Origin of the sequence: Klebsiella sp. K47 (assembly GCF_051858335.1) — a bacterium.
Classification (GTDB): domain Bacteria; phylum Pseudomonadota; class Gammaproteobacteria; order Enterobacterales; family Enterobacteriaceae; genus Klebsiella; species Klebsiella pneumoniae.
Map to the genome: position 1 here is coordinate 106,258 of NZ_JBPYUI010000012.1, position 26,536 is coordinate 132,793.

The 26,536-nt window shown below is 56.2% G+C and carries 18 protein-coding genes, 1 tRNA gene and 1 pseudogene; 8 read left to right on the top strand and 12 right to left on the bottom strand.

The window, feature by feature from the left end; all coding sequences use genetic code 11:
* Positions 1-243 precede the first annotated feature (243 nt).
* Entirely contained in the window at positions 244-1,749 is a 1,506-nt protein-coding gene (locus tag RRF55_RS13845; RefSeq protein ID WP_009486529.1) for a CoA-acylating methylmalonate-semialdehyde dehydrogenase, read from the top strand.
* Positions 1,750-1,767: 18 nt separating this feature from the next.
* On the top strand, positions 1,768-2,577 hold the full coding sequence (gene iolB, locus RRF55_RS13850) for a 5-deoxy-glucuronate isomerase (protein ID WP_004177654.1): 810 nt from the start codon (positions 1,768-1,770) through the stop codon (positions 2,575-2,577).
* A gap of 985 nt (positions 2,578-3,562) precedes the next feature.
* On the opposite strand, the gene RRF55_RS13855 is transcribed toward iolB, so the two are convergent.
* Positions 3,563-4,420: a MurR/RpiR family transcriptional regulator gene (locus RRF55_RS13855; RefSeq protein WP_004152190.1), complete on the bottom strand. Its 858-nt coding sequence runs from the start codon at positions 4,418-4,420 to the stop codon at positions 3,563-3,565.
* A 151-nt stretch (positions 4,421-4,571) separates the two neighbouring features.
* A complete protein-coding gene (locus RRF55_RS13860; RefSeq protein WP_015959319.1) occupies positions 4,572-6,485 on the bottom strand; it encodes a bifunctional 5-dehydro-2-deoxygluconokinase/5-dehydro-2-deoxyphosphogluconate aldolase in 1,914 nt (637 codons plus the stop codon).
* Between the two features lie 505 nt (positions 6,486-6,990).
* On the opposite strand from RRF55_RS13860, the gene iolD reads away from it, so the two are divergent.
* The 4 genes from iolD to iolE are packed head-to-tail and all read left to right on the top strand — an operon-like array spanning position 6,991 to position 11,840.
* Positions 6,991-8,931: a 3D-(3,5/4)-trihydroxycyclohexane-1,2-dione acylhydrolase (decyclizing) gene (iolD, locus tag RRF55_RS13865; protein WP_040089724.1), complete on the top strand. Its 1,941-nt coding sequence runs from the start codon at positions 6,991-6,993 to the stop codon at positions 8,929-8,931.
* A gap of 46 nt (positions 8,932-8,977) precedes the next feature.
* On the top strand, positions 8,978-9,991 hold the full coding sequence (locus RRF55_RS13870; protein ID WP_004186740.1) for a Gfo/Idh/MocA family protein: 1,014 nt from the start codon (positions 8,978-8,980) through the stop codon (positions 9,989-9,991).
* 41 nt (positions 9,992-10,032) lie between these two features.
* Positions 10,033-10,917, top strand: coding sequence for a sugar phosphate isomerase/epimerase family protein (locus RRF55_RS13875; protein WP_032417772.1), 885 nt, complete (start codon positions 10,033-10,035; stop codon positions 10,915-10,917).
* Between the two features lie 23 nt (positions 10,918-10,940).
* Positions 10,941-11,840, top strand: a complete 900-nt coding sequence (gene iolE / locus RRF55_RS13880; RefSeq protein ID WP_021314295.1) for a myo-inosose-2 dehydratase — start codon at positions 10,941-10,943, stop codon at positions 11,838-11,840.
* Between the two features lie 137 nt (positions 11,841-11,977).
* On the opposite strand, the gene RRF55_RS13885 is transcribed toward iolE, so the two are convergent.
* The 8 genes from RRF55_RS13885 to RRF55_RS13920 all read right to left on the bottom strand — a co-directional run bounded on the left by RRF55_RS13885 (position 11,978) and on the right by RRF55_RS13920 (position 20,364).
* Positions 11,978-13,288, bottom strand: a complete 1,311-nt coding sequence (locus RRF55_RS13885; RefSeq protein WP_130957661.1) for an ABC transporter substrate-binding protein — start codon at positions 13,286-13,288, stop codon at positions 11,978-11,980.
* Positions 13,281-14,354 carry an ABC transporter ATP-binding protein gene (locus RRF55_RS13890; protein WP_130957662.1) on the bottom strand — a complete coding sequence of 358 codons (1,074 nt, stop codon included), beginning with the start codon at positions 14,352-14,354 and terminating at the stop codon, positions 13,281-13,283. The genes RRF55_RS13885 and RRF55_RS13890 overlap by 8 nt, the downstream gene beginning before the upstream one ends.
* A gap of 5 nt (positions 14,355-14,359) precedes the next feature.
* The gene (locus RRF55_RS13895) at positions 14,360-15,184 is read right to left on the bottom strand and encodes a phosphodiesterase (protein WP_004178398.1); all 825 of its coding nucleotides are present in this window, start codon (positions 15,182-15,184) and stop codon (positions 14,360-14,362) included.
* 10 nt (positions 15,185-15,194) lie between these two features.
* Entirely contained in the window at positions 15,195-16,082 is an 888-nt protein-coding gene (locus RRF55_RS13900; protein WP_050887966.1) for a carbohydrate ABC transporter permease, read from the bottom strand.
* Positions 16,072-16,956 (bottom strand): carbohydrate ABC transporter permease, encoded by an 885-nt coding sequence (locus RRF55_RS13905; protein WP_004146807.1) that lies wholly within the window; start codon positions 16,954-16,956, stop codon positions 16,072-16,074. Before RRF55_RS13905 ends, RRF55_RS13900 begins: the two co-directional genes overlap by 11 nt.
* A gap of 130 nt (positions 16,957-17,086) precedes the next feature.
* On the bottom strand, positions 17,087-18,106 hold the full coding sequence (gene ahr / locus RRF55_RS13910) for an NADPH-dependent aldehyde reductase Ahr (RefSeq protein ID WP_004178400.1): 1,020 nt from the start codon (positions 18,104-18,106) through the stop codon (positions 17,087-17,089).
* Between the two features lie 111 nt (positions 18,107-18,217).
* Entirely contained in the window at positions 18,218-19,687 is a 1,470-nt protein-coding gene (locus RRF55_RS13915) for a SulP family inorganic anion transporter (protein WP_096609292.1), read from the bottom strand.
* Positions 19,684-20,364 carry a carbonic anhydrase gene (locus RRF55_RS13920; protein WP_130957663.1) on the bottom strand — a complete coding sequence of 227 codons (681 nt, stop codon included), beginning with the start codon at positions 20,362-20,364 and terminating at the stop codon, positions 19,684-19,686. The genes RRF55_RS13915 and RRF55_RS13920 overlap by 4 nt, the downstream gene beginning before the upstream one ends.
* Before the next feature lie 436 nt (positions 20,365-20,800).
* On the opposite strand from RRF55_RS13920, the gene RRF55_RS13925 reads away from it, so the two are divergent.
* Both RRF55_RS13925 and RRF55_RS13930 read left to right on the top strand, forming a co-directional pair.
* Positions 20,801-20,885: transfer RNA gene (locus RRF55_RS13925), tRNA-Leu, on the top strand.
* Positions 20,886-21,092: 207 nt separating this feature from the next.
* Positions 21,093-22,321, top strand: a pseudogene (locus tag RRF55_RS13930) (tyrosine-type recombinase/integrase).
* 53 nt (positions 22,322-22,374) lie between these two features.
* On the opposite strand, the gene RRF55_RS13935 reads toward RRF55_RS13930, so the two are convergent.
* Positions 22,375-24,075 (bottom strand): hypothetical protein, encoded by a 1,701-nt coding sequence (locus RRF55_RS13935; protein ID WP_130957664.1) that lies wholly within the window; start codon positions 24,073-24,075, stop codon positions 22,375-22,377.
* Positions 24,072-25,736, bottom strand: a complete 1,665-nt coding sequence (locus tag RRF55_RS13940) for a hypothetical protein (RefSeq protein WP_048974537.1) — start codon at positions 25,734-25,736, stop codon at positions 24,072-24,074. The genes RRF55_RS13935 and RRF55_RS13940 overlap by 4 nt, the downstream gene beginning before the upstream one ends.
* Positions 25,737-26,536: the final 800 nt, after the last annotated feature.

The window sequence follows — 26,536 nt, forward strand, 5'->3', positions numbered from 1 at the left end:
CAAAATATCACCGGCACCGACTGCCGGCGCGACAGCGGCGGGAAGCCTGGCGTCGAAGGCAACGAGGCGCGATGCGGGAAGCGCACAGGCGACCGGTTAGCGCAAAATGCGACTGTTATCACCAAAATGAAATTTCATTTCACAACAATGTTGAAATATAAATTTCATTTTACTACGGTTATAGCACAGCAGAATCAGCGACGGGCCGGTGTGCGCTGGCCCCCTTCACTATGAGGCGAGAACATGACGATCACAGGAAACTTTATTGGCGGGAAAACCGTTATTAGCAGCAGCAACGAAACGATGCCGGTGTACGACCCGGCGACGGGCAAAGCGGTGCGCGAAGTCACGGTGTCAACCGCGCAGGAAGTCTCCGAGGCGATTCAGGTTGCTCGCGATGCGTTTGACAGTTGGTCCCGTACCACGCCGCTGCGCCGCGCCCGCGTGCTGTTCAACTTTAAAATGTTGCTGGAGCAGCACGTGGAAGAGCTGGCGGGGATCATCGTCAGCGAGCACGGTAAGGTGTGGTCGGATGCGCTGGGCGAGCTGACCCGCGGTATGGAAGTGGTCGAATTCGCCTGCGGGATCCCGCACCTGATTAAAGGCGAATACTCCTCTGACGTCGGCACCGGCGTCGACAGCTACTCGCTGATGCAGCCCCTGGGCGTGGTGGCAGGGATCACCCCGTTTAACTTCCCGGCGATGGTGCCGATGTGGATGTTCCCGCTGGCGCTGGCCTGCGGCAACAGTTTCGTCCTCAAGCCGCCCGCGCTGGCGCCGACGGCCGCTGTGCGTCTGGCAGAACTGCTGAAAGAGGCCGGTCTGCCGGACGGCGTGTTTAACGTCGTGCACTGCAGCAATGAAGATGCCGAGCAGCTGTACACTGACCCGCGTATTGCGGCGGTGAGCTTCGTCGGCTCCTCCGGCGTGGCGGAGTATATCTATAAGACCGCCAGCGCCCACGGCAAGCGCGTGCAGGCCTTTGGCGCCGCCAAAAACCACGCGATTGTGATGCCGGATGCCGATCTCGACGCTACCGTTAACGCCATTATGGGCGGCGCTTTTGGCTCCGCAGGCGAGCGCTGTATGGCGCTGCCGGTGGTGGTGGCAGTGGGAGATGAAACCGCCGACAAACTGATCGCCCGCCTGAAGCCGCTGGTGGAAGCGCTGAAAGTAGGCCCGGGCTGCATGCGTGGCCAGGAAGAGAACGAGATGGGACCGGTGGTGTCTGATACCCACCAGAAAAAAGTGCTCGGCTATATTGATAAAGGCGAAAGCGAAGGGGCAAAACTGGTGGTCGATGGCCGCAAACTGCGTGTGCCGGGTTACGACGCGGGCTACTATGTCGGCGGCACCCTGTTCGATCACGTCACCCCGGAGATGACCATCTGGCGCGAAGAGATCTTTGGCCCGGTGCTGGGGATTGTGCGCGCGGCGGACTATAACAGCGCCCTTGAGCTGGTCAACAGCCACGAGTTTGGCAACGGCAGCGCCGTTTTCACCAGCAACGGCCACACCGCGCGTGAATTCGTCCACGACGTGCAGGCGGGGATGGTTGGGGTGAACGTGCCGGTCCCGGTGCCGATGGCGTTCCACAGCTTCGGCGGCTGGAAGCGGTCGGTGTTTGGCGCGTTGAACGTCCACGGGCCGGACGGCGTTCGCTTCTACACGCGTATGAAGACCGCCACCGTACGCTGGCCGGCAGGGCAGCAGACCGTATCTGAATTCAGCATGCCGACGTTAGGTTAATCGGCGAAGGAGAGCGCCATGTCGTTACTGGCTAAATCGCGAAAAGAGGGACAGATCCAGCATATTACGCCGCAAAGCGCCGGTTGGCGCTATATCGGCTTTGATGTCTGGATGTTGAAAAAAGGGCAGACCGTGACGCTGGAGAGCGGCGATCGCGAGCTGTGCCTGGTGCTGGTCGCCGGGCTGGCGTCGGTGAAAACGCAACATGCCGATTTCCCGAATCTCGGTAAACGGATGTCGCCGTTTGAACGCACCCCGCCGTGGTCGGTTTACGTCCCGCCGCAGGATAAAGTCGAGGTGACTGCCGATTCCGATCTGGAGCTGGCGGTATGCAGCGCGCCGGGCAAAGGCAGCTTCCCGGCACGCCTCATTCGGCCGGAAGACGTCGGGGTAGAGCACCGTGGGAAAGGGCGCAACCAGCGTCGGGTGCATAATATTCTGCCGGACAGCGCCGAGGCGGACTGCCTGCTGGTGGTGGAAGTCTACACCGACGAGGGGGCCACCAGTTCGTGGCCGTCGCATAAGCATGATACCGCCCAGCCGGGCAAAGAGACGCAGCTGGAAGAAACCTACTATCACCGCTTCGATCCGCCGCAGGGCTTTGCCTTCCAGCGGGTCTACACCGACGACCGCAGCCTGGACGCCTGTATGGCGCCCTACAACCACGATGTGGTGATGGTGCCGCGCGGTTACCATCCGGTGGCGGCGATTGCCGGTTACGATAGCTACTATCTGAACGTGATGGCCGGGCCGGACCGGAAATGGCTGTTCACCTGGGAAGATGACCACGCCTGGATCAACACGCCGGAGTACCCGCGCCACGACTGACGCGCGGTGCAGAAGCGGATAAAGAAGGCCGGTTAGCGATGCTAACCGGCCTTCCTGTTTGAGGGCGGTAGGTGTTTTTTCGCGAAACGCTCCGCGGAATCCCACTCCCGACCCGGCAAGCGCAGCGCCGCCGGGGAGGACACCTCCGGCGCCATACCCGCCTTTGTGCCGGATGGCGCTACGCTTATCCGGCCTACGGCATCCTCCCGTAAGCTCCTATACCCCAGGCCCGGCAAGCGCAGCGCCGCCGGGCGATGACCACAGGCACGGTGCTGCTTTTATGCCGGGCGGCGGCTCACGCCTTGCCCGGCATACGGTTCGTGCGACCTGCCGTTAATTTATTCACCATTGTTGCTGAAACTGCCGGTGCTGACGGCCTCAAAATCGCTGAGACGTTCCCGGAAGGCCGGGGCAGCCCGCATGGATGCGGGCTGAGGGCCGTGTTTTGCACGGACGCTGCCTCGGCCCGACCCGAAGCCTGCAGGGATAAGTCGAAGGGACCGCGCAGCGGCGATTTTGCTGGCCGGAGCCCGGGGGTACAGGGGGCGGCGGCGACTGGCCGCCCCCTGTGCGCTCCCTGCGCCATGCCAGGCATAACGCAGACGATTAACCGGGAGCGCAATGTGCGCTGAAATCACATGCGACAAACGCTTTACCCGGATTAATAGAGTTGCATACCAATAACATTATCTCCGGCACCCCGCAGGCCCATATACCCCAGGCCCGGCAAGCGCAGCGCCGCCGGGGAGGACACCACCGGTGCCATACCCGCCTTTGTGCCGGATGGCGGCTTCGCCTTATCCGGCCTACGGGAGCCTCCCGTAAGCCCATATACCCCAGGCCCGGCAAGCGCAGCGCCGCCGGGGAGGACAACACCGGCGCCATGCTCGTCTTTGTGCCGGATGGCGCTACGCTTATCCGGCCTACGGCATCCTCCCGTAAGCCTATACTGCGCCGCCGAGTAACAAACGCCAGGCAGCCTATCTCACGCCTTCTGCTTGGCCTCGGACTCCTGGCTGCTGTTCAGCGCCAGCGAAACCGCCAGCGTCTGGGCCAGACACAGGGAAGCAACCTGCGAACGGAAGCCATCCACCTGCGCTTCACGCACCACAAAGCAGACATCGCTGAAGGCCGCCAGCGGGCTGACCTGGCTGTCGGTAATGGCGATCTGCCGCGCTTTGCGCTGCGCGCCCAGCTCCACCAGCTCGACCACTTCCCGGGCGTACGGCGAGAAGCTCACCGCCACCACCACATCTTTCGGGCCGACCAGACTCAGCTGCTCGGTGAACATGCCGCCGAGGCCGTCGATCAGAAAGGCTTTACGATCGAGGTGACGCAGCGCATAGGTCAGATAGGAGGCGACGCTGAACGACCGGCGCAGACCAATGACGTAAATATTTTCCGCCTCGCCCAGCAGGGCCACCGCGCGCTCCAGATCATCGCTGGAGGTCTGCATCGCCAGCTGCTGCAACGCCTGGTTGTTCACCATCGTGAACATATTGAGGATTTCCGTCGGCGTTTCCGGCGGGCTGGACTCATCGCTGGTGGTCTGGCGGAAAAGACGGGCGCGCTCGGTATAGTTGGCGGTCTCTTCCATCAAATGTTGCTTGAACATCTGTTTCATTTCGTTAAAGCCGCTGAAGCCGAAGGCGTTGGCAAAACGAATCAACGTGGAAGGGGGAACATCCGCCTGTTGCGCAATGGAGGCCACGGTATCGAAAGCCACGCTATTGCTGTTATCAAGGATATAGCGGGCGACCTGTTTCAGGCGTTTGCTTAATGTATCGTAGCGACGCCTGATTTCATCCTGCAGGATGGTCAGCTGTGTTGGGTTATTGGCCATAGAGTGCGCTCTGAGAAAATGGAAGGAATATGGCTTCCAGTGTACCAAATGAAGCGAATTTTTCATTTATTGCGACGAAATACGCGATTCATTTCACGAAGAAACAGAAAAACGCCCGCTCCGCAAGGTGACGGAGACGGGCGTCGGGGGATCAGCGGCGGGCTTCGCGCCAGTAGCCAATGAGCGTCAGGTAGTTGCGTTTCACTTCCTCTATCAGGGCCTCATCGCTGAGCTCACCCTGCATCCAGCGCCGCGACGGCTGGCCAAAGATGGTGCGCCCGACGGCGAAACCTTTGATCATCGGGTGTGCGGCCGCCTCGGCGAAACCGGCGCGCAGTTTGTCGGAAGGCGCGTCAAGCCCGAGGATCAGGATCCCGCGGCTCCACGGATCTTCACGCTCGATAAGCGCGGTGATCTGCTGCCAGCTGGCGCTGGAGAGCGGCGGCAGCTTCCACCAGTCCGGTTTGATCCCCAGCTGATAAAAGTGTTCCAGCATAGTGTGGTAATGGCGCTCGTCTTTGTCCGGGCCATTTTCCGGCAGGATCACCTCCAGCAGCAGTTCATGGCCTGACTTGTTACAGGCCTGCCAGACCTCGAGCAGCAGGGCGTCCTGCTCTGCACGCAGCGCCGCCGGGTCGTCCGGGTGATAGAAGACCAGGCATTTGACGACATGCTCCAGCGGCCAGTCGATCAGCTGCGAGCCGATGTTGCCATGCTCCAGACGCAGCGGTCGCGAGCTGGGCAGTTCGATAGGGCGGCCGATCCACCAGCCCTTGCCGGTAATGGCGTTGAGCGCACGCTGGCCGTAGGTGCCGTCGGCCAGAATGCCGCTGCGCTGATCGAGACCGGCCTCCTGCGCCGCCGCTTCGGCCGCGGCCAACAACAGCAGCTTGAGCTGCGGAATGCAGGCTTCGTCGCGCCCGGTCTCCCGCGCCAGATCGGCCAGCTGTTTGCGATGGTCAAAGGCGAAAATGCACAGCTCCGGCCACTGCTGACGGCGGCCGGTGACCCGGTGCAGGTGGTTGAGGCGCTCGTCGACGTCCGGGCGCGGCACCGATTCGGCGCGCTGCAGGTAGTCATCAAGTTCGACTTTGGTCGGCATCGCCGGCGCGCAGCCGTGGCGGGAGACTACCAGCGCCCCGCAGGCGTTGGCATAACGGCAAGCCTGCTCCCAGCCTTCGTCGTTGAGCCAGCCGCGCAGCAGACCCGACATAAAGGCATCTCCGGCGCCCAGCACGTTGAGAACCTCCACGCGCACGCCCTGCTGCAGCGGCACCTGGTCCCAGCTGTCCGGGATGTCGCCTTCCAGCACCACGCAGCCCATCGGCCCGCGCTTGCAGACGAGGGTGGCTTTGGTGGCATTGCGCACATTTTTCAGCGCGGTCAGGGTATCGGTGCTGCCCCCGGCAATATGAAACTCTTCTTCGGTTCCCACCACCAAATCGAACAGATGCAGCACTTCCTGCAGCTGGCTGGTGACCGGTCCGGACTCAATGAAACGGGTTTCGCCATCGCCGAGCGAGGTGAGCCCCCACAGCACCGGACGGTAATCGATATCCAGCGCGGTGCGCAGGCCGTGACGGCGGGCGTACTCCAGCGCCTTCAGCACCGCGGCGCGGGTGTTGGCGTGCGACAGGTGGGTGCCAGTCACCGCCAGCGCCCGGGAGGAGGCAATATACTCCTCGCTAATGTCGTCAGGCGTTAAGGCCATATCGGCGCAGTTATCGCGGTAGAAAATCAGGGGGAAGGTCTCCTGATCCTTAATCCCCAGCATCACCAGCGCGGTCAGGCGAGATTTGTCGGTAATCAGATACTCGGTATCCACCCCGGCGCGGTTGAGCGTTTCGCGCAGGAAACGGCCGTTGTGTTCATCGCCAACGCGCGCCAGCATGGCCGATTTCAGCCCCTGAATCGCGGTGCCAAAGGCCACGTTGCCGGAGGAGCCGCCCAGATATTTCGCGAAACTGGCAACGTCTTCTAGCCGCGAACCAATCTGCTGGGCATAGAGGTCGACGGCCACCCGACCTATACAGATGACGTCGAGCCGCTTTACTGCTGCATTCATAGCTAGGATTTCCTTTTTGGTGTCTGCTGCCTGGAAGGGTCGGGATCCCGACGTCGACTCCGTGAACAGCCTGAGGGTTATTGGTTACCCTTAGTTTGAGAAATAAATATTTCATTTGCAAACTCGTTCGAAATTAAAAAACCAAAAGTGTGAGGGATCTACCACTCTGCCGCACTGAGCCTCGCGCGAGCGCGGATCGCCCCCTCTGTCGACCCGGGGGAAAATGAAACGCCAAATGGCATCCATTTACCTATGATTTTTAAGGGGATATTGCCGTCTGGTGCGGCAAAAAAGGGCCCGAAAACGTGTCTGGAATGTAAGTGAAACGTATGAAATGGGTAGAGAGTTTGATCCTTCTCGCAAAATGAAATATTTCTTCTGTATTTGTATTTAATGAAAAAAATGTTTGCCTATAATCCACAGGTATTCCAGTGACGTGAACGACGGCCCCGGCGGCATCGGCGCGACGCCACACACAAATACTGAACAATAAGGATTGTGCATCATGGGCAAACTGAGACTGACAACGGCGCAGGCGCTGGTGAAGTTCCTCGATAACCAGTACCTGGAAGTGGATGGCGTAGAGCTGAAGTTCGTGAAAGGCATTTTCGCGATTTTCGGCCATGGCAACGTCCTGGGGCTGGGGCAGGCGCTGGAGCAGGACAGCGGCGATATGCGCGTCTATCAGGGGCGCAACGAGCAGGGGATGGCCCACGCGGCCACCGGTTTTGCCCGCCAGGCCCTGCGCCGGCAGATTATCGCCTGCACCTCCTCCATCGGTCCGGGAGCGGCCAACATGATCACCGCCGCCGGCACCGCCAGCGCCAACCGCATCCCACTGCTGCTGCTGCCGGGCGATGTCTTCGCCACCCGCCAGCCGGATCCGGTGCTCCAGCAGATTGAACAGAGCTACGATCTCAGCATCAGCACCAATGACGCTTTCCGCGCAGTCAGCAAATACTGGGACCGTATTACCCGGCCGGAACAGCTGATGAGCGCCTGCATCAACGCCATGCGCGTCCTGACCGACCCAGCGGAAACCGGCGCGGTAACGCTGTGCCTGCCGCAGGACGTGCAGGGCGAAGCCTGGGATTACCCGGAATCCTTCTTTGCGCACCGCGTGCACCGTCTCGACCGCCGCCCGGCCAGCGCCGCGCAGCTGGCGGACGCCGTGGCGGCCATCAAAGGCAGCCGTAAACCGCTGATCGTCTGCGGCGGCGGGGTGAAATACTCCGGCGCGGGCGAAGCGCTGTCCCGTTTCGCCGAGCGCTACGGGGTGCCTTTCGCCGAAACCCAGGCCGGGAAGGGGACGGTGGTCTCTTCTCACCCCCTGAACGTCGGCGGCGTCGGCGAGACGGGCTGCCTGGCGGCGAACCTGCTGGCGAAAGAGGCCGACCTAGTGATCGGCGTCGGCACCCGCTTCAGCGATTTTACCACCGCCTCGAAATGGATTTTCCAGCACCCGGAGGTGCGTTTCCTGAATATTAACGTCAGCAACTTCGACGCCTGGAAGCTGGACGGCATTGCCATGCTGGCGGACGCCCGGGAAGCGATGACCGCTCTCGACGCGGCGCTGGCGGACAGCGGCTGGCAGGCCGGCTGGGGCGCGCAGATCGAGAGCGTGCAGAGCCGTCAGTTAAAAGAGACCCAGCGCGTCTACCAGGCGGTGTGGCAGGAGAAATCCTTTGTGCCGGAGATCGACGATCATCTCGATCGCGAATCGGTGTATCGCGAGTTCCGCCAGATCACCGACTCCACCCTGACCCAGAGCAGCGTTCTTGGGGTACTGAATGAAACGCTGCCGGCCGAGGCGGTGATCGTCGCGGCGGCGGGCAGCCTGCCAGGCGATCTGCAGCGCGTCTGGCGCAACCGCGCGGAAAACACCTACCACGTGGAGTACGGCTACTCCTGCATGGGATACGAAGTCAACGCCGCGCTGGGCGTGAAGCTGGCGCAGCCGCAGAGCGAAGTCTACTCCCTGGTCGGCGATGGCTCGTTCATGATGCTGCACTCTGAGCTGGTCACCTCCCTGCAGGAGCGGGCGAAGATCAACGTCGTGCTGTTCGACAACATGGCCAACGGCTGCATCAACAACCTGCAGATGGAGCACGGGATGGACAGCTTCGGCACCGAGTTCCGCTACCGTCAGCCGGAAACCGGCCAGCTGCAGGGCGGCCTGGTGCCGGTGGACTTCGCCACCATCGCCGCCGGCTACGGCTGCAAAACCTGGCGCGTCACTACCCTGGACGAACTGCGCCATGCGCTGGACGCCGCCCGTCGCGAAACGGTCAGCACCCTGATTGATATTAAAGTGCTACCGAAGACCATGGTGCACAAATACGGCAGCTGGTGGAACGTTGGGGTCGCCCAGACGGCGCTCTCTGAGCGGATCCGCAAGGTGGCGCAAATGATTAATGAAAAGCGCGCCCAGGCGCGTGATTACTAAAACGAACATCCACTCTGAATCCTACAGACTTACGGAGAAAACCATTATGTCGCTCAAATTAGGTGTCATCGGCGCTGGCGCTATCGGTAAAGAACACATCCGTCGCTGCACCCAGGTTCTGCAGGGGGCCACCGTTGTGGCGGTGTCTGATATCAATGCCGACAACGCCCGCGCGGCGGTCGCGCTGCCGGGCGTGCAGGCGGAAGTCTACGCCGACGGCCACGACGTGATTAACGCCAGCGATGTCGATGCCATCCTGGTCACCTCCTGGGACCCGACCCACGAAGAATACACCCTGGCCGCCATCGCCGCCGGTAAGCCGGTGTTCTGCGAAAAACCGCTGGCGATGACCGCGGAAGGCTGCCGCCGCATCGTCGATGCCGAAATGAAGGCCGGCCGCCGTCTGGTGCAGGTTGGCTTTATGCGCCCGTACGACGAAGGCTATCTGGCGCTGAAAAAAGTGATCGACGATGGCGATATCGGCGCACCGCTGATGCTGCGCTGCGCCCACCGCAACCAGTCGGTCGGCGAGAACTACACCACCGATATGGCGATTACCAACACCCTGATCCACGAGCTGGACGTGCTGCGCTGGCTGCTGAACGATGACTACCGTTCCGTGCAGGTGCGCTTCCCGCGCTCCACCTCGCACACCCATGCGCGCCTGAAAGATCCGCAGATCGTCTCCTTTGAAACCAAAAAAGGCACTCTGATCGACGTCGAGGTGTTCGTGAACTGCCAGTACGGGTATGACATCCAGTGCGAAGTGGTCGGCGAGACCGGAATTGCCCGTCTGCCGGAGCCGTCTGCCGTCCAGATGCGCAAGTCCGCCAGCCTGTCGACCGCCATTCTGACCGACTGGAAAGACCGCTTTATCAAAGCCTACGACGTCGAGCTGCAGGCCTTTATCAACGACGTCAAAGCCGGCCAGCTGCACGGCCCGTCGGCCTGGGACGGCTACGCGGCGTCGGTGGCGGCGGATGCCTGCATTAAAGCGCAGGGAACCAGCGAGCCGGTTGAAGTGACGCTGCCTGAGTGCCCGGCATTCTACAAACGTTAAGCGCGTTTTGCTGACGGAACTTCTTTGCACAGGTAACGACGATGAAAATTGCCTTTGATGTGGATGTCATTAAGGACCTCGGGATCACCCGCATGGTCCATCAGGTAGCGGAGTGGGGCTACAAGTACATTGAACAGTCGCCGCACCCGCAGATTAACCCGTTCTACAAGCACCCGCGCGCCAGCCGGGAGATCATGGCGGAGTACAAGCAGGCGCTGCGCGATACCGGCCTTGAGCTGTCGTCGTTTATCTGCGTCTACCGCTGGTCCGGCCCGGACGAACTGCGCCGTCAGGCGGCGGTGAAAAACTGGAAACGGCTGGTGGAAATTGCGGTGGAGATGGGCGTTCAGGTGATCAACACCGAGTTCTCCGGCGATCCGAATCAGCCTGAGATCTGCGATGAAATGTTCTATCGCTCAATGGAAGAGCTGTTGCCGATTTTTGAGCGGGAAGGCATCCGCGTGGAGATCCAGGCGCATCCCTGGGATTTCTGCGAAGAGAACAATGAAACCGTCGATATCGTGAAGTCGTTCCGCAGCGATAACGTGAAGTACGTCTACAGCGTGCCGCACACCTTTTTCTACGACAAAGGCGTCGGCGACGTGGCGAGCATGCTGCGCTATGCCGGGAGCGATCTCTCCCATGTCCTGATTGCGGACACCCGCAACCATACGAAACATTGCCGCTATATCGTTAACCCGCCGGGCGTGGATGCCGTGGTGCACCAGCACGTAGGCGTCGGGGAAGGGGATGTGGATTTCGACGCGCTATTCCGCACCCTGCGCGAAATGAAATTCGCCGAGCAGACCTTCAAGGTCGGCGGGGAGCCGATTGTCGCCACCTCGCTGTTTGGCTACCCGGAAAAAATGAAATACCAGGCAGTGGAAACCCGTGAACTTATTGAACGTGAATTGCTGCGCCAGTAAGGCGCAGCGGCAGGAGCCCTACTATGAACAAAGATAACGTCAAACTGGCTATCGCCCCGATCGGCTGGACTAACGATGATATGCCGGAGCTCGGCAGCGAAAACACTTTCCAGCAGATCGTCAGCGAAATGGCGCTGGCCGGCTTTACCGGCAGCGAAGTCGGCAGCAAATATCCGCGCGACCCGGCGGTCCTCAAGCCGATGCTGGACATCCGCGGCATTCAGATCTGCAACGCCTGGTTCAGTACCTTTTTCGCCAACGGCCAGCGGGAAAAAACCATTGATGAATTCGTCAATCACATGAACTTCCTTCATGCGATGGGGGCGAAAGTGATTGGCTGCTCCGAGCAGAGCGGCAGCATCCAGGGGCTGGATAAACCGATCCTCGGCGATGCGAAGCCGTGCTTCAGCGACGAAGAGTGGCAGCGGGTGACGGAAGGCTATAACACCCTCGGCCGCCTGGCGGCGGAGAAGGGGATGCAGGTCTGTCTGCACCACCACATGGGCACCGGCATTCAGACCACCGCGGAAATCGACAAATTTATGTCGCTGGTGGACGAGCGCGTCTTCCTGCTGTTCGACACCGGCCACGCCTGGTATTCCGAAGGCGGCGAAGCTCCGATGCTTGCGATCCTCAAAAAGTATCTGCCGCGCATCAACCACGTTCACCTGAAAGACGTCCGTCCGCCGGTGATCGACCAGGTGCGCCGCGACGGCCTGTCGTTCCTCGACGGCGTGAAAAAAGGCACCTTCACCGTCCCGGGCGACGGGGTGATCGATTTCCGTCCGGTGTTCAAGCTGCTGGACGATTTTGGCTATAAAGGCTGGATGGTGGTGGAAGCCGAGCAGGATCCTGCCCTGGCCAATCCTTTCGAATACGCCGTCAAAGCGCGCAAATATATCCGCGAAACGGCAGGGATCTAATCGTTGTGACATTTTCAGGCCATACCGGGTATGGCCTGCTTTTTTCCTTTCACAACCGGACTCAGGGCTTAACCACAGCGCCGGACAGTTCCCTCTCCCTCAGGGATAGGGCCAGGGTGAGGATGACGGGTAAAGCGTCACTTCACTTCCGCCAGCGCGGTCTTATCCACATACGGTTTCATCAGCGCGTCGGCTTCCTTCTGTGCCGCCTGCACCGCCGCTTCCGGCGTCACTTTGGCATCGTTAACCACCGCCGCCAGCTGGTTCTCCATCGCCTTACGCACCGCCACGGTCTCCCAGGTGGAGTACCACGGATGGGCGTACTTCAGCTGCTCAAGGGCGATCGCCGCCCGCGGATCCTGCTGCAGATAGGCCTTCATCTCCGGCGTATCGTATGACGCCTTGCGCGGCGAGAAGTAGCCGGTGAAGCGGCTCCACGCGCCGTTCACCTCGGGGCTCACCAGATAGGTCAGGAACTGATACGCCGCTTTCTTCTGCGCCTCGCTGATGCCTTTAAAGCTCACCAGGCTGGCGCCGCCGATCGGCACCGCGCGCTGCTCTTTGGCCGGCAGCATCGCCACCCCAAGCTCAAAGTCTTTGCTGTTCTCGCGCATAAAGCCCAGCGCGCCAGTGCTGAGCATCGCCATCCCGAGCTTGCCGGAGAAGAACGCGGCGCTGATCTGCTTCGAGTTCAGCACCCCGGACGGCATCACCTTGTCCTTGTAGATCAGATCCTGCCAGAAGCGCAGAGCGCCGATGGCGGTCGGCGAGTTGTAATAGACCTCGCCCGGATAGTCTTCGTTAAAGTATTTCCCGCCGTTGGCGCGCACCAGCGCCGAGAAGATCCAGCCGCCGTAGTCGTCGTTGGTCGACGGCAGCATGATCCCCCACTGGCCTGTGCTCTCGTCGGTCAGCTTTTTGGCATCGGCCAGCAGCTCGGCCCAGGTCTGCGGCGGCTGTTTGATCCCGGCCCGATCGAACATCGTCTTGTTGTAGTAGAGGATCGGCGTCGAGTTATGGAACGGGATCGCATAGGTGGTGCCCATCACCTGGGCGTTCTTATGCATCGCGGGCCAGAATTCCTTGTGCAGAAAATCGCCAGCCTTTTGATCGCCATATTTAAACAGCTCGTCCATCGGCAGGATCTCATCCTTCAGCGCCAGATCGGTGGTGAAGTTAGCGGACATGATCACCAGCGCCGGCGGCTGGCCGGCCTTCTGCGCCGATTCGGCTTTGATCTTGGTGGTGTCGTAGTTGCCGGTGAAGATCCCGCGTACTTCGACATCCTGCTGTGAGTCGTTGAATTGCTTAATGACGCGGGTCATCTCCATGGTCAGCTTGCCGTCCACCGGCGCCGGGAACATGAAGTCTATTTTCTCTTTTGCCAGCGCCGCGCCGCTCAGGGCAAGGCTGAGGCCAACCGCGACTACCGTAAGAGGTTTAAACATGATTACACTCCATCAGTAAATTATGCTGGGTCTCAGCATGAAAAAGATGCACATCGGCAGGCGAAAAGCCGATCGGTAGCGACTCGCCTTTCTCCGGCACCGTGCCGCGGTGGCGGCGGCTAAAGCGCAGGGTGCCGATCGGGGTGCTGACGTGGAGCAGGTAGTCGGCCCCCATCAGTTCTCGTTGCAGAACGGTGGCCGGCAGGCGCAGATGGCCCTCCTCCACGCGGTCGGTAATATGTTCCGGGCGAACACCCAGCCAGACGCGGGTCTGATCCCGGTGGCGCGGCGGCAGCGGATGGCGCTGTTCTCCCAACAGTACTTCACCGTTGGCGCAGGGCAGCGACAGGAGGTTCATTGCCGGCGAACCGATAAACCCGGCGACGAACAGGTTGGCCGGGTTGGCGTACAGATACTCCGGGCACCCGACCTGCTGCACGTGGCCGCCGTTCATCACCACGATGCGGTCGGCCATCGACATCGCCTCGGTCTGATCGTGGGTCACATAGATGGTGCTGGTTTTCAGCTGCTGGTGGAGGGCCATAATGCTGTCGCGCACTTCGCTGCGCAGGCGGGCGTCGAGGTTGGAGAGCGGCTCGTCCATCAGGAACAGCCGCGGATTGCGCACAATCGCCCGGGCCATCGCCACCCGCTGGCGCTGGCCGCCGGAGAGCTTAGCCGGTTTGCGGTCAAGCAGCGCCTCCAGCTGCAGCATCTGCGCCACTTTATCCACCCGCGGCTGCCAGCTGCTTTTCTCTTCCTTGCGCACCTTCATGCCGAAGGTGATGTTGTCGCGCACCGACAGATGGGGGAACAGGGCATAGTTCTGGAAGATCATTGCGAAGTTGCGCTCGCGCGGCGTGGTGGCGGTGATGTTCTCATCATGCAGCCAGATTTGGCCTTCGCTGACCGGCTCCAGCCCGGCGAGCAGGCGTAGCAGGGTGCTTTTCCCGCAGCCCGACGGGCCGACCAGCACCACGAATTCGCCTTCGTGAATATCCAGCGACAGGGCGCTGAGCGCCGGTTTGCCGTCGAAACGTTTACTGATGTTTTGCAGACTGAGCATGGCGGTTAGCGCTCTTCCGTTGGGCAACTGATGTTTTCGTCGTACAGCCACGGCCCGGCGTAGTGGGCCAGCGAGTGCTGGTAGCTCACCCACTGCTCGCCGACCTGGCGGTGCATCAGACACGAGGCAGGAGAAAGGTCGTAATAGGGCCGGGTATCTTCGTGGCAGTACGGCACCTGATGGACGGTGCCAGGGATAGTGGAGATCAGCGCCTGGCGATACTGGGTCATGGTCAGGCTGTGGTTATGGCCGCAGAAGATGCGCGTCAGCGACGGGAAACGCTCCACCAGCGCCAGCAGACGGTGGCCGTTTTCGCAGGCGATCGGGTCCATCTGCGCATTGCCCAGCGGCAGCGGCGGGTGGTGCATAAAGATCGTTGCCGGTTTGTCGCCGCCCTCGAACAGCTGGGCCTCCAGCCAGCCGATGGTCTCGTCGGTCAGCCAGCCTTTTGACGTGCCGGCGTGGCTGGAGTCAATAAACAGCAGGCGGGTGGCGAAGTCATCCACCGCATAGCGCATATTTTGCGGATCGTTGCCCAGCTGCGGGCACAGCGGGTGAAGATGCTCGAGAAAATGGGCTTTGTCGTCGTGGTTGCCGGGGATCAGATACAGCGGATAGTTCAGGCTGCCGAGGATCTGGCGGGCCACCTGATACTCCTCCGGGCGGCCGCAGTTGACGATATCCCCGCTCACCACCACCGCGTCCGGGCGCTCGCGCAGCGCGTTAAGCTGGGAGACCACGTCGGCGTTGGCGGCATTGACGTCGATAAAGCCGTACAGCTTCTCGCCGCGGCTGCGGAAATGGGTATCGGAAATGTGCGCTAACAGCATGAATCACTCCTTATTTGATCCCGGAGAAGCCGAAGCTCCGCAGGAACTGTTTCTGAAAAAGGATGAACGCCAGCATCAGCGGCAGACAGACCATCAGCGTCCCGGCGCCGATGGTGCCCCACTGGCCGCCGGATTCGGCGCCCATGGCGAAGGAGACCAGCCCGACGGTCAGCACCTGCTTATCGGGATCGTTGAGCATCATCAGCGGCCACAGGTACTCGTTCCAGTGGTAGGTAATGCTGACGGTGGCGAAGGCCAGCACCGACGGCCAGGACATCGGCAGCAGCACGCGGAACAGCACCTGCCACCAGCGGCAGCCCTCCATCAGCGCCGCCTCTTCCAGCTCTTTCGGAATGGCGAGGAACGCCTGACGCATCAGGAACACGCCGAACGCCGAGGTGAAGTAGGGCATCATCACCCCGGTGAGGGTGTTGAGCAGGCCGAAGGTTTTCAGGGTCAGCATGTTCGGCACCATCATCACCACCGGCATGATCATCAGCTGCACCAGGAACAGGAGAAACAGCGTCTGCTTGCCGCGAAACTCGTGGCAGGCGAAGACGTAGCCGGCGGTGGTGATGGTCAACAGCTGCACGAAGAAGGTGCCAAAGGTGAAGATAATGGTGTTGGCGTACAGGCTCAGCCAGTCGGCGCTGTTCCAGGCGTCGCGGAAGTTATCGAGAGTCAGCGGCAGGCGGGGCAGCAGCGACGCCATATCGTCGCCGAAGGTGGTAGCGCTGAACGAGGTCGCCAGCATCCAGATAAACGGGCTGACCCACAGCAGCGCCAGGCAGCACATTAATACCGTCAGGGTAAAGGGCGACGAGCGGCGCAGGCGCAGCCACAGCGGACGGGCAGCGGCGGGCGTGCGGACCAGCAGCGGCGAGATGTCAGCGCTCATAGTGGGCTCCTTTCTCCAGCAGTTTCAGGTTAATCAGCGAGAAGGCGAACAGCCCGGCCAGGGTCAGGAAGGTGGCGGCGGAGGCTTTGCCGAGGTCGTGGGTATCCCAGGCGAGATTCTGGATGTAATAGAGCAGCACGGTGGTGGCGTTGTCCGGCCCGCCGCGGGTCATCACCGCCACGTGGTCAATCTGGGTGATGGAGTAGATCAGCGCGGTGGTGATCACAAAGCTCAGGGTCGGGCGCAGCAGCGGTAGCGTGACCTTAAAAAAGACCTGCGTGCGGGTAGCCCCCTCCATCAGCGCCGCTTCCCGCGTCGAGGCCGGAATGCTCTGCAGCCCGGCGAGGAAAAACAGCATGTAATAGCCGGCGAACTTCCATACGCCGATCAGCGCCAGGGCCAGCAGCGCGCTGTTGCTGCGCCCCAGCCAGTTGTTGTTCATCGGCCCGAACAGCTTCGCCAGATAGTGATCGAGCAGGCCGAGGCCGGGCATAAAGATAAACAGCCACAGCGCGGCGGCGCTGACCATCGGAATAATCATCGGGAAGAAGAAGGCGGTGCGAAGCCAGCGGTTGACGCGATGGTTCTCGCTCAGCGCCACCGCCAGCAGCAGGGCGAGGGTCACCCCGGGCACCACCGTCAGCAGGATATAGAGCAGGTTATTGCCCAGCGACTGCCAGAAGACGTTATCGGCAAACAGGCGGGCGAAGTTATCCAGCCCGACGTACTGCGCGCCGTCGCTGGCCATGCGGGTATCAAACAGGCTGTCATACACCGAACGCCCCAGCGGGAACCAGGTAAACAGCAGTAAAAACAGCAGGGAAGGCGACAGGATCAGCCAGGGAAGCCAGGTCTTTCTCATGGTGACGCGCATCTCGTTCAGCCATTTATCGAAGCCCGGATTGTGGGAAGCAATGACTACAGAGGCATGGCGGGGAGATGACGGTTTGATGAAGCGACGGGGAAAACGCCGGGCGAGCGGGCCGCCCGGCGGGAGAGAAGGATCAGAAGTCGGCTTTCAGCACCGCGCGGTAGCGGGCTTTGCCTTCACGAACGTGCTTCAGCGCTTCGTTAATCTGCGACATCGGGAACAGCTCGGTGGTCGGAGCCACTTTGCTGCGCCCGGCAAACTTCATCAGCGTGCGCAGTTCGGACGGGTTACCGGTCGCCGAGCCGGAGATGCTGCGGTCGCCGCCGATCAGGGTAAAGGCCGGTACCGGGAACGGCTTCATCACCGCGCCGACGGTGTGGAAGTTGCCGCCGTAAGCCAGGGCTTCGAAGTACGGCTGCCAGTCGAGGTCCACCGCCACGGTGTTGATGATCAGGTCGAACTGACCGGCCAGCGCTTTTAAGGCTTCCGGATCGCGGCTGTTGACCACGCGATCGGCGCCCATCGCCAGCACTTCCTGCTCTTTGGCCGGGTTGGAGCTGAAGGCGGTCACTTCCGCGCCCATCGCCCGCAGCAGCTTAATGGCGATATGGCCGAGGCCGCCGATGCCGATCACCCCGACGCGGCTGGTGGCGGTCACGTGGTGGGTCAGCAGCGGTTTAAAGACGGTGATGCCGCCGCACAGCATCGGGCCGGCGGACGCCAGATCGATGCTCTCCGGCAGGGGGATCACCCACTGCCAGTCGGCGCGCAGCTTATTGGCGAAGCCGCCGCGGTTGAGAATGGTCGGCACCGAGCCTTCCAGACAGTTGATCTGGTTGCCGCTGATGCAGGCGTCGCAATGGCCGCAGCTGCGCGCCGTCCAGCCGATGCCGACCTTCTGGCCAATCTTCAGCCCTTTATCCTGCGCCGCGCTGCCCAGCGCCGCCACCCGGCCAATCACCTCGTGACCGGCCACCAGCGGGTAGCTCGACATCCCCCATTCGTTGTCGATCATCGACAGGTCCGAATGGCAGATCCCGCAGTACTCCACTTCAACTTCGACATCTTCCGGCTGCAGCTCGCCGGCATCGTATTCCCACAGTGACAGATCGGCGCCCGCTTCTTTGGCGGCGTAGCTTTTAATGATGCTCATGTTCATTTCCTTGGGGTTGGCGTGATAACCCAGAAAGTGTAGAGCATGGTATTCCCCGGCGCTTGGCAATCGGAGGGGTCGCGAAGCGGGCGGACCAGCCGCCCGTTAAGGTCAGCGGCTGGCCAGCGGCCACTGATTAAGGCGGATGCCGCGCTGCGGGGCGTTCTCGGCAAAATCATCCAGCACCGCCCGCACGTCCGGGTCGAGATAGCCGACGCTGTCGTGCTCGACGATCACCACGCTCTTTTCCGGAATCTTCGCCAGCAGGGCCAGCAGATGCGGATTGTGCATAAAGGTCAGATTCTGCTGGATGCGCAGCACGTAGTGGTCATCGTAGCGCGCCAGCTGCAGCGAGTGGCGATGGCTGCGCCAGAGGCTGAACGCCATCTGGGTGGCAAGACCAATCCCGATCCCCGCCAGCATGCCGAAGGCAATAATCCCGCCGATGGTGGCGAGGAACGGGACGTACTGCGCCGCACCCTGGCGGAACTGCTCGATGAACAGCCGCGGCGTCGCCAGCTTATAGCCGGTATACAGCAGCACGGCGGCGAGGCTGGCGAGCGGGATTAAGGTCAGCAGGCCGCTGAACCACAGGCCGCAGATTAACAGCAGGACGCCGTGGATAAAGATCGACAGCTTGCTCTGCGCGCCATTGCTGACGTTCACCGAGCTGCGGACGATCACCGCGGTGATCGGCATCGCCCCCAGCACGCCGGAGAGCAGATTGCCGACGCCCTGGGCGACCATTTCGCGGTTCGGCGAAGGCGGCGGATTTTGCGGACGCAGCTTTTTCAGCGCCTCCTGGCTGAGCAAGGTTTCGAGGCTGGCGACCAGCGCCAGGGTTACCGCCACCACCCACACCGACGGATTGCGCCACGCGCTCCATGCGGGAGACTCCAGCTCGCCCAGCAGATCGCCGAGGCTGCCGAACGCCGGCAGGGTAATACGCGGCAGAGCGGCCAGCTGCTGCGGCGCAAAATGGGTCAGCAGCAGGGTGGTCACGCAGCCGAGCAGGACGGCGATCAGCGGCCCGGGGATCCAGCGCAGGCTCTTCACCCGGCGGATAAGCGGCGAGCCCCACAGCCAGAGCACGAGCAGGCCGCCCGCGGCGACGGCAAACGCAGTGACGGAGAAAGCGGCGTTGCCCTGAACCACTTCGGCAAGTCCGGTCTCTTCCGCCGTGCCGAGCGCAACGGGGATCTGCTGCATAATCAGCAGGATGCCGATCGCCGCCAGCATGCCTTTGATGACGCTGGCGGGAACCAGCGAGATAAAGCGCCCGGCCCGCAGAATGCCGAACAGCAGCTGCAGCACGCCGGCCAGCACCAGCGCCATCAGGAAGAGGGAGAAGGAACCCAGGGATTCAATAGCGGCGACGACGATGGTGACCAGTCCGGCGGCGGGGCCGCTGACGGCGAAGCGGGAGGGGCTGAGGGCGGTGACGACCAGGCCGCCGATGATGCCGGTCAGCAGGCCGACGAAAGGCGGTAAGCCGCTGGCCTGGGCGATGCCGAGGCACAGCGGCAGGGCGACAAGGAAGACGACGATGCCGGCGAGAGAGTCCTGACGAAGCGTGTTCATGGGGCATGCTCCTGCGGTGAGAGGTGTTCGACGAGGGTGGTTAAATGGCCGGAAGCCAGATCGTAGACGCAGCCGTGCAGGCTGATCGGTCGCCCGCTGGCGAGCACCGTCTGCACCGGTTCACTCTCCAGCAGACGGGCGAACTGGGCGCGAACGTTGGCTTCCACCAGGGCGTCCAGCGCATGACGAGAGCGCTCCGCGTCGGTGCTGGCTCTGGCACTGGCGCCGGGGGAGGCCGCAACACAACATTCATCAGCGATCTGCGCAATTTCGTGATGCAGGGTGTGGCGCAGCTGGCCGATGCGGCGAGCCAGCGCCGAGGACTCCTGCGCCAGCGGCAGGGTGGGCAGAGAGAGCGCCGCCTGCACGCCGCCGCAGCCGTAGTGGCCGCAGAGCACCACCCGCTCCACCTCAAGGTAGTGGAGGGCATACTGCAGGACGCTCATGACGTTGTCGTCGGCGGGATCGAGCATGTTGGCGATATTGCGGTGGACAAAGAGCTCGCCGGGCTGACTGCCGGTGAGCACCTCGGCGGGCACGCGGCTGTCGGAGCAGCCGATCCACAGCGAATGGGGCCTCTGCCCGTCGATCCATTTTTCGAAATAGTCCGGATCATGCTGACACTTCTGCAGCGCCCAGCTGCGGTTGCGGGCCAGCAAAGGTTTTAACGTCGTCACAAGTATTCTCCTGAGTTAATTCATCGAGTGAATATGTCCATCAAGACTCGTACAGCGACTAGTAAAAATAGTGTTTACCGGAACCCTTCACGCCTGAGGAAAATCCTGGAATAAACGGCAAAAAGAAAACTTTTCATTAATGTAAAGTTATAAAAATATTTATGAAATTAATATTTGGCTGCGGAGTGGGTGAATAACAAAAAGGCATTGGCTAAAACTTTCTGGAATATATGGGAATTGTGGTGGGTGGGGTTGGGGTCGCGGGGTTGTGAGAGGAGGGTTGCCGGTGGCAGTCGCGCCCCGGAACGGCGGTAAAAGCTGACGCCGCGCAGGATAGCGCTGTTTTTTTCAACACTTAGCGCATTGACGACACGCTGTCGCTTGCATGGCCGCCACCGACAGGTATAATCCAGAACGTTTCCGCATCCCCTTCAGTGCCGAAGTGGCGAAATCGGTAGACGCAGTTGATTCAAAATCAACCGTAGAAATACGTGCCGGTTCGAGTCCGGCCTTCGGCACCATTAGTACTTCCAATACCATCCGAGAAAGTCAAATTATCCCTTAAAAATCAATGATTGCAGCGTTTTTTACGTCCTGAGTCGTCCGAGGTTGTCCGTTGTAATCCGGATGCCATTGGGGGCATTTTAACTTCGATTAGAAATGTGTCCCAAGTAAAGCTCAACGCCAGACAGGTCGAGACCGTAAAACCAAAAGACAAAAACTACAAAATGGCCGATGGCGGTGGTTGTATCTCGAGGTTTCGGCCAAGGGTTCTAAATACTGGCGCATGAAATAAAGACGCCCCTCAGACAAAAAAGAGGATCGCCTCGCTTTTGGTGTTTGGTCTACTGTGACGCTTGCTCAGGCAAGAGCAAAGCGCGATGAAGCTAAAAAGCTGTTAGTGCAGGGCATTGATCCAAAAGCCGAACAGAAAGAAGCTCAGGCCGAGAATTCGGATGCATATACTTTCGAAACCATTGCTCGCGAATGGCATGCCAGTAACAAGCGATGGAGTGAAGATCATCGATCGCGTGTTCTTCGCTATCTTGAGCTTTATATCTTCCCTCATATCGGTTCGTCCGACATTCGCCAGCTCAAAACCAGTCACCTGTTAGCCCCGATTAAAAAAGTTGATGCCAGTGGTAAATAAGATGTCGCTCAGCGCCTACAACAGCGCGTCACGGCCATTAGGCGTTATGCCGTACAGAACGATTACATCGACTCAAATCCAGCAAGTGATATGGCCGGTGCGCTATCGACAACCAAAGCGCGACATTACCCCGCTTTACCTTCAAGCCGGTTCCCTGAGTTTCTTGCTCGTCTTGCTGCATATCGCGGTCGGGTAATGACGCGGATCGCGGTCGAGCTTTCCTTACTAACTTTTGTGCGTTCCAGTGAGTTACGTTTCGCGCGTTGGGATGAGTTTGACTTCGATAAATCTCTCTGGCGAGTACCTGCAAAACGAGAAGAAATTAAAGGTGTGCGTTACTCGTATCGTGGCATGAAGATGGAAGAGGAGCATATCGTTCCGCTTAGTCGGCAGGCTATGGTGTTGTTGGAACAGCTTAAGCAAATCAGTGGTGATAAAGAGCTTCTTTTCCATGGAGATCATGACGCAACTAAGGTCATGAGTGAAAACACGGTAAACAGTGCTTTACGGGCTATGGGTTATGACACAAAAACTGAAGTTTGTGGACATGGGTTTAGAACAATGGCTCGTGGTACGTTGGGTGAGTCAGGGTTATGGAGCGATGATGCGATTGAAAGACAATTAAGCCACACTGAACGTAATAATGTCAGAGCGGCTTACGTTCATACTTCTTTTTATCTTGATGAACGGCGTATTATGATCCAATGGTGGGTCGATTATCTTGATTATATTAAGGGTAAATATGAAGCCCCTTCTGAATATGCTAAATCGCACAAAGTAGTCTTGAATTTATTTTTTATGTCATGACGATTTATTAACTGCGTACATAACTAATCGTCATGACAAATCTTTAGTGTGGCTCACTCTTCCTTCATCGATAAAATTTCATCATGAAACTCATCTGTTAATAATTGTAGTGGAATAGGGAACCTGTTTCTTCTACAGCCGTTTATAATTAAAGGCCAATAGCCTCTATTGTAACAAGAGATGTCATTTATGAAATTGTGACTCTCGAGTTCACAAAAGAAAGAATTGTAAGTCCCACTAAATGTTTTATCTAATATACAGTTAATTATAGTGTAACCATTATGATTTCTCTTGCTGTAAATAGTGCTTTCAGAATCGCTTTCTAGATAAAAGTATTGCATATTGCAATGTTCTAAAGCATGGCTTTGAATTTCTCCAATCGCGTCAACCTTATCTTCAAATCGATGAATTGATGAAAAAATAACAAGTGTAGGATAAAGGATTGATGCTAAAGTGATTTTTTTAAACTCATCGTCATTAATATTGTTAACTGTAGTGTGTAGATCATCATAGTCTTCTGTATTACTAGGGTAGTACCTTTTCATTACTAGGGAATATTGTATTCTATCTATCATGTTATATAGCCAGAAATTGATAAATGTTTTATTATTATCATCTAGTGAAAGTGCGAAGAGACAAATTCCTATTTCAATAGCTTGGCTATCTTTTAATGGAGAATACAATGTGCTATTGTTTTCGATGAGGTCCTTAATAACTTTTTGTAGTAAGCGAAAATCTTCAACTTCTTTTATGGTGTCATCTTCATTCTGCCATTTTTTTCTAATGGACCAACATAGCCAAGATCCATATGCTGATAATCTTCCAACTAAATCATATAATTTAAGGTTGACTGAAACTGATGATGAAGGATATACACCCGCACTCAAGATCCTATCTTTTTTTGCCGGGATACTAATTTTTTTTGTAAATTCTTTATGGATATCAAGATAGGTTGAAATTAATTTTTCAAATATTTCTTCATATTCTTTATATTTCTTGCTTTTTACTTTTGTTTTTCGAATTAGGTCCCATGAAGTGAGCAGGATATCTTCTGAAGCCATCAGTGCGGGTAATAAATTATTTTGCATTCGGCACCATGATGTAACAATCCAAAGAGAAATGCTCATTTGTCTGAGTTTAACTAGGTCATTAGTGGAGGTGTTAGCCAAAATCAGTGATAACAGTTTATTGAAGTTTTGGTTGGAAATACTGCTATCGTCTAAGAAAGCAAGTGATTTTCTCAACGAAAATCGCATGGTTTCTGGGAAAATGTTCTCATTAAAAAGGTATTTTATAACGAGTTCTGAAAGCATGTCGCCATTCCATTCTTCAAAGGAAACTCTTTTATTTGTATTGCTGTTTATATAACCAGAAACAGATTGTCTAACATTTTCTCTTATGTTGCCGCCAAAACAAATACATATCTTAATGGGTAGGTGATCATATTGTTTAGGTATTCTAGATGGAATGTAGCTATCTATGATTTCGTTAAGTGATGGTCTGAGAGATTGTTTTGATGCACCATCCCACTCTTCATGAGTCAAATCACCAGATTTAATTGAAAATAAATATATAGCTTCTTGATTATTTTCCACCTTTCCTACCGCTGCAACATCTACACCATGCTGCAAAGTTCCTCTACGTGGAACAGAATAAACGTTAAGGCCCATTTGGCTTACTAGGTCTGGAATAAGTGCATCGAGTTCTTCTCTTTCTCTTAATGCCGACAAATATTGTTTGATGATAATTTTCATTTTTCTAAACCTTCTTTTTTTAACCTAGAGAGTTGCATTTCCAAACCTAAAGGGTCATGGATTAATCCTGAGGGAATCTCATGGGAAAATTTATGTGTGGAAAGTTTTATTTCTTGTCTTTCCTCATTCGCGTCTTTAGTATTATTTTTTATTACTGAACCGTTGCCGTAAAGGATTATTATTTTGTTACTGCCAAAAAGGCTAGAGAAAAAAGATTTCTTCTCTGCTTCATCATGTATTTCTTTCATGTTTTCATACTGAATTGACTGGAATGCTCTAATCTCATCATTTGAACATCTCAATTCATTTATATATTCAATTCCCTGCCAGTTCTGGTCAGTTTCTGAAATTGCATATTTGCATTCATTTATGAAAGGATTTTCAGTTGTAGATTCGTAGTCTTCTATTAATTTGCGTACTTCACTTGGGTAGTTTCTAACTATTACTTCTCTAAATATACTGAAATTATCGTTGGAAGGGTTATTGTTAAAAATTTGCATTGTAAGGGTGATAACTTTATCTGGATAGGAAAATAATAAGTGATTAATCCTTTTTAAAATTGATAAATAATCAACTTGGTCGTTTGTGTTATTGATATCAAGCTCAAGGTTTTTGTTTTTTATTTCTAAGCAAATTTTTGTGGCTACGTTGTTGAATTTTATGTCTGATGCGTTAAATAATTTTAGTAGTAGCTTGCTGTATAATGTTCTATTTGTGGCTATGTGGTAAAAAGTTGACTGAAGATTAGAAATGAGTTCTTTGTCTGCGGTTTTTATTATCCAGAGAAATATATCCTCGGCATCATTATAATTATATTTGGTTAGTATGTTAACTAAAGAAAAGTCTAAGGTGGAGCTAAAGTTAAGTTTCTCCTTAGAGAAAAGTACATCTTTCAATTTAATTTTAATTGTATCGGGTGTGCTTTCGTGGTAACCGCCCATGATGAATAATAAAAAATCCCCACTGATGAACTCGTGAGTATCATTTTTTAATAAATTTAATAAAGCATCGCAAATTTGTATGCTATACTGACTTAAGTAAATCATGCACTCAAAACAATCTTTCTTTATTTCGTTTGAAAGACCATCTGTAATGTTAGTTATTAGGAAAGGTAAGACTATCTGGCCTATCTCTTGAGTTGAACTGTTTATTTTTTTTATGGATTGTATTGTTGCTTTTGTTAAATATTCATCGCTATTTTTTATTAGGATTTTTATACCATCAAAATATTTTACTTTTGATATATTAAGTAATTCCCCTGACATTAATGGGATGAGGTTAATCAACTCCTTCTTGTTTTTTATAATGTCGGACACTGAGTGTTCAAAACTATCGGCTTTAAAGTTGTTTTTTACAAATATACTGAAGGTGTTGAAGGTTAAATAATTATTTAGATCTACTTCCGCTGTGGTTAAAATATAGTAAAAGTAATCGAGTGTCGTTTTTTCAAAATTAAGAAGATTGCATATGGCATGTAAAATAATGTATTTGTCATCCGGGGTAAGAGGTTTTTTATTATGGATGAGTTCTGTGATTTTTATGTTTTCATTTTTGCAAAACATAAAAAACTTTTTGTAAACATGCTCATCTTCTTTTTCTTTCAAAAACAAGAATGAGAATATGTTTCCTTTGTTAATCTCACTTTTGAAAATGTCGTTCATTCAACTCTCCATCATGCTTTCGAAGAAGTTAAGGTTTAATGATTGCTATCAGAGTGTTGATAACAACTAATTTTATAAGTTATATATCAAATATGGAGCATTATCTACATTTAACTTAACAGTTTTAACTTCAAACCATTATGTAATGACCACCTTATCGTATTATTAGATTTCAATACAAGAACTCCACGCCTATTAGTCAAAGCGTAGCGCGCACAGCCCCGCCCGCCTGCCCGCTTCACTTAATGCATAGGTTTTCATGCACTGCCGATTTGTCCACAAGGCCCGTGAATCACGGGGGGCGGGATTAAAATTGATGCATGGGTCTCATGCGTTTTCATGCAGCATAGACATGCACTCTCAACATCAACGGGAAAGTCAGAAAATTGACATAAAAAGACCGGCACTTAAGCCGGATCTCGGAACGCTTGAGTAGTCAGACAGGAATTTGCTGGCGCTTGGAGAGCCTGGACGTCGCGCCATATTTTCCGAGCGTGTGAGATGACTTCTCTGATGGCTCGTTTGCGGTTTCAAACAATATAAGCTCGCCGATGACAACATCGTTGAGTTAAAACTCGCGATTTATGAGCACCCATTTAAACCGCAGGGAGGTTTTAACGCCTTGAGGTTGTTGCTCTTCTTCAACAGCGCACTACAACCATCATACGTTATGAGATGAAAAACAGGTTTAGCGATTTTAACTCCGCACAAGTGATGGCTGGGGGGCTTCCGGTAATAGACCACATCTTCCAGGGGGGGAGTCTGAGCTACTTAACAATAATGCGGCGGTATGTGACTTA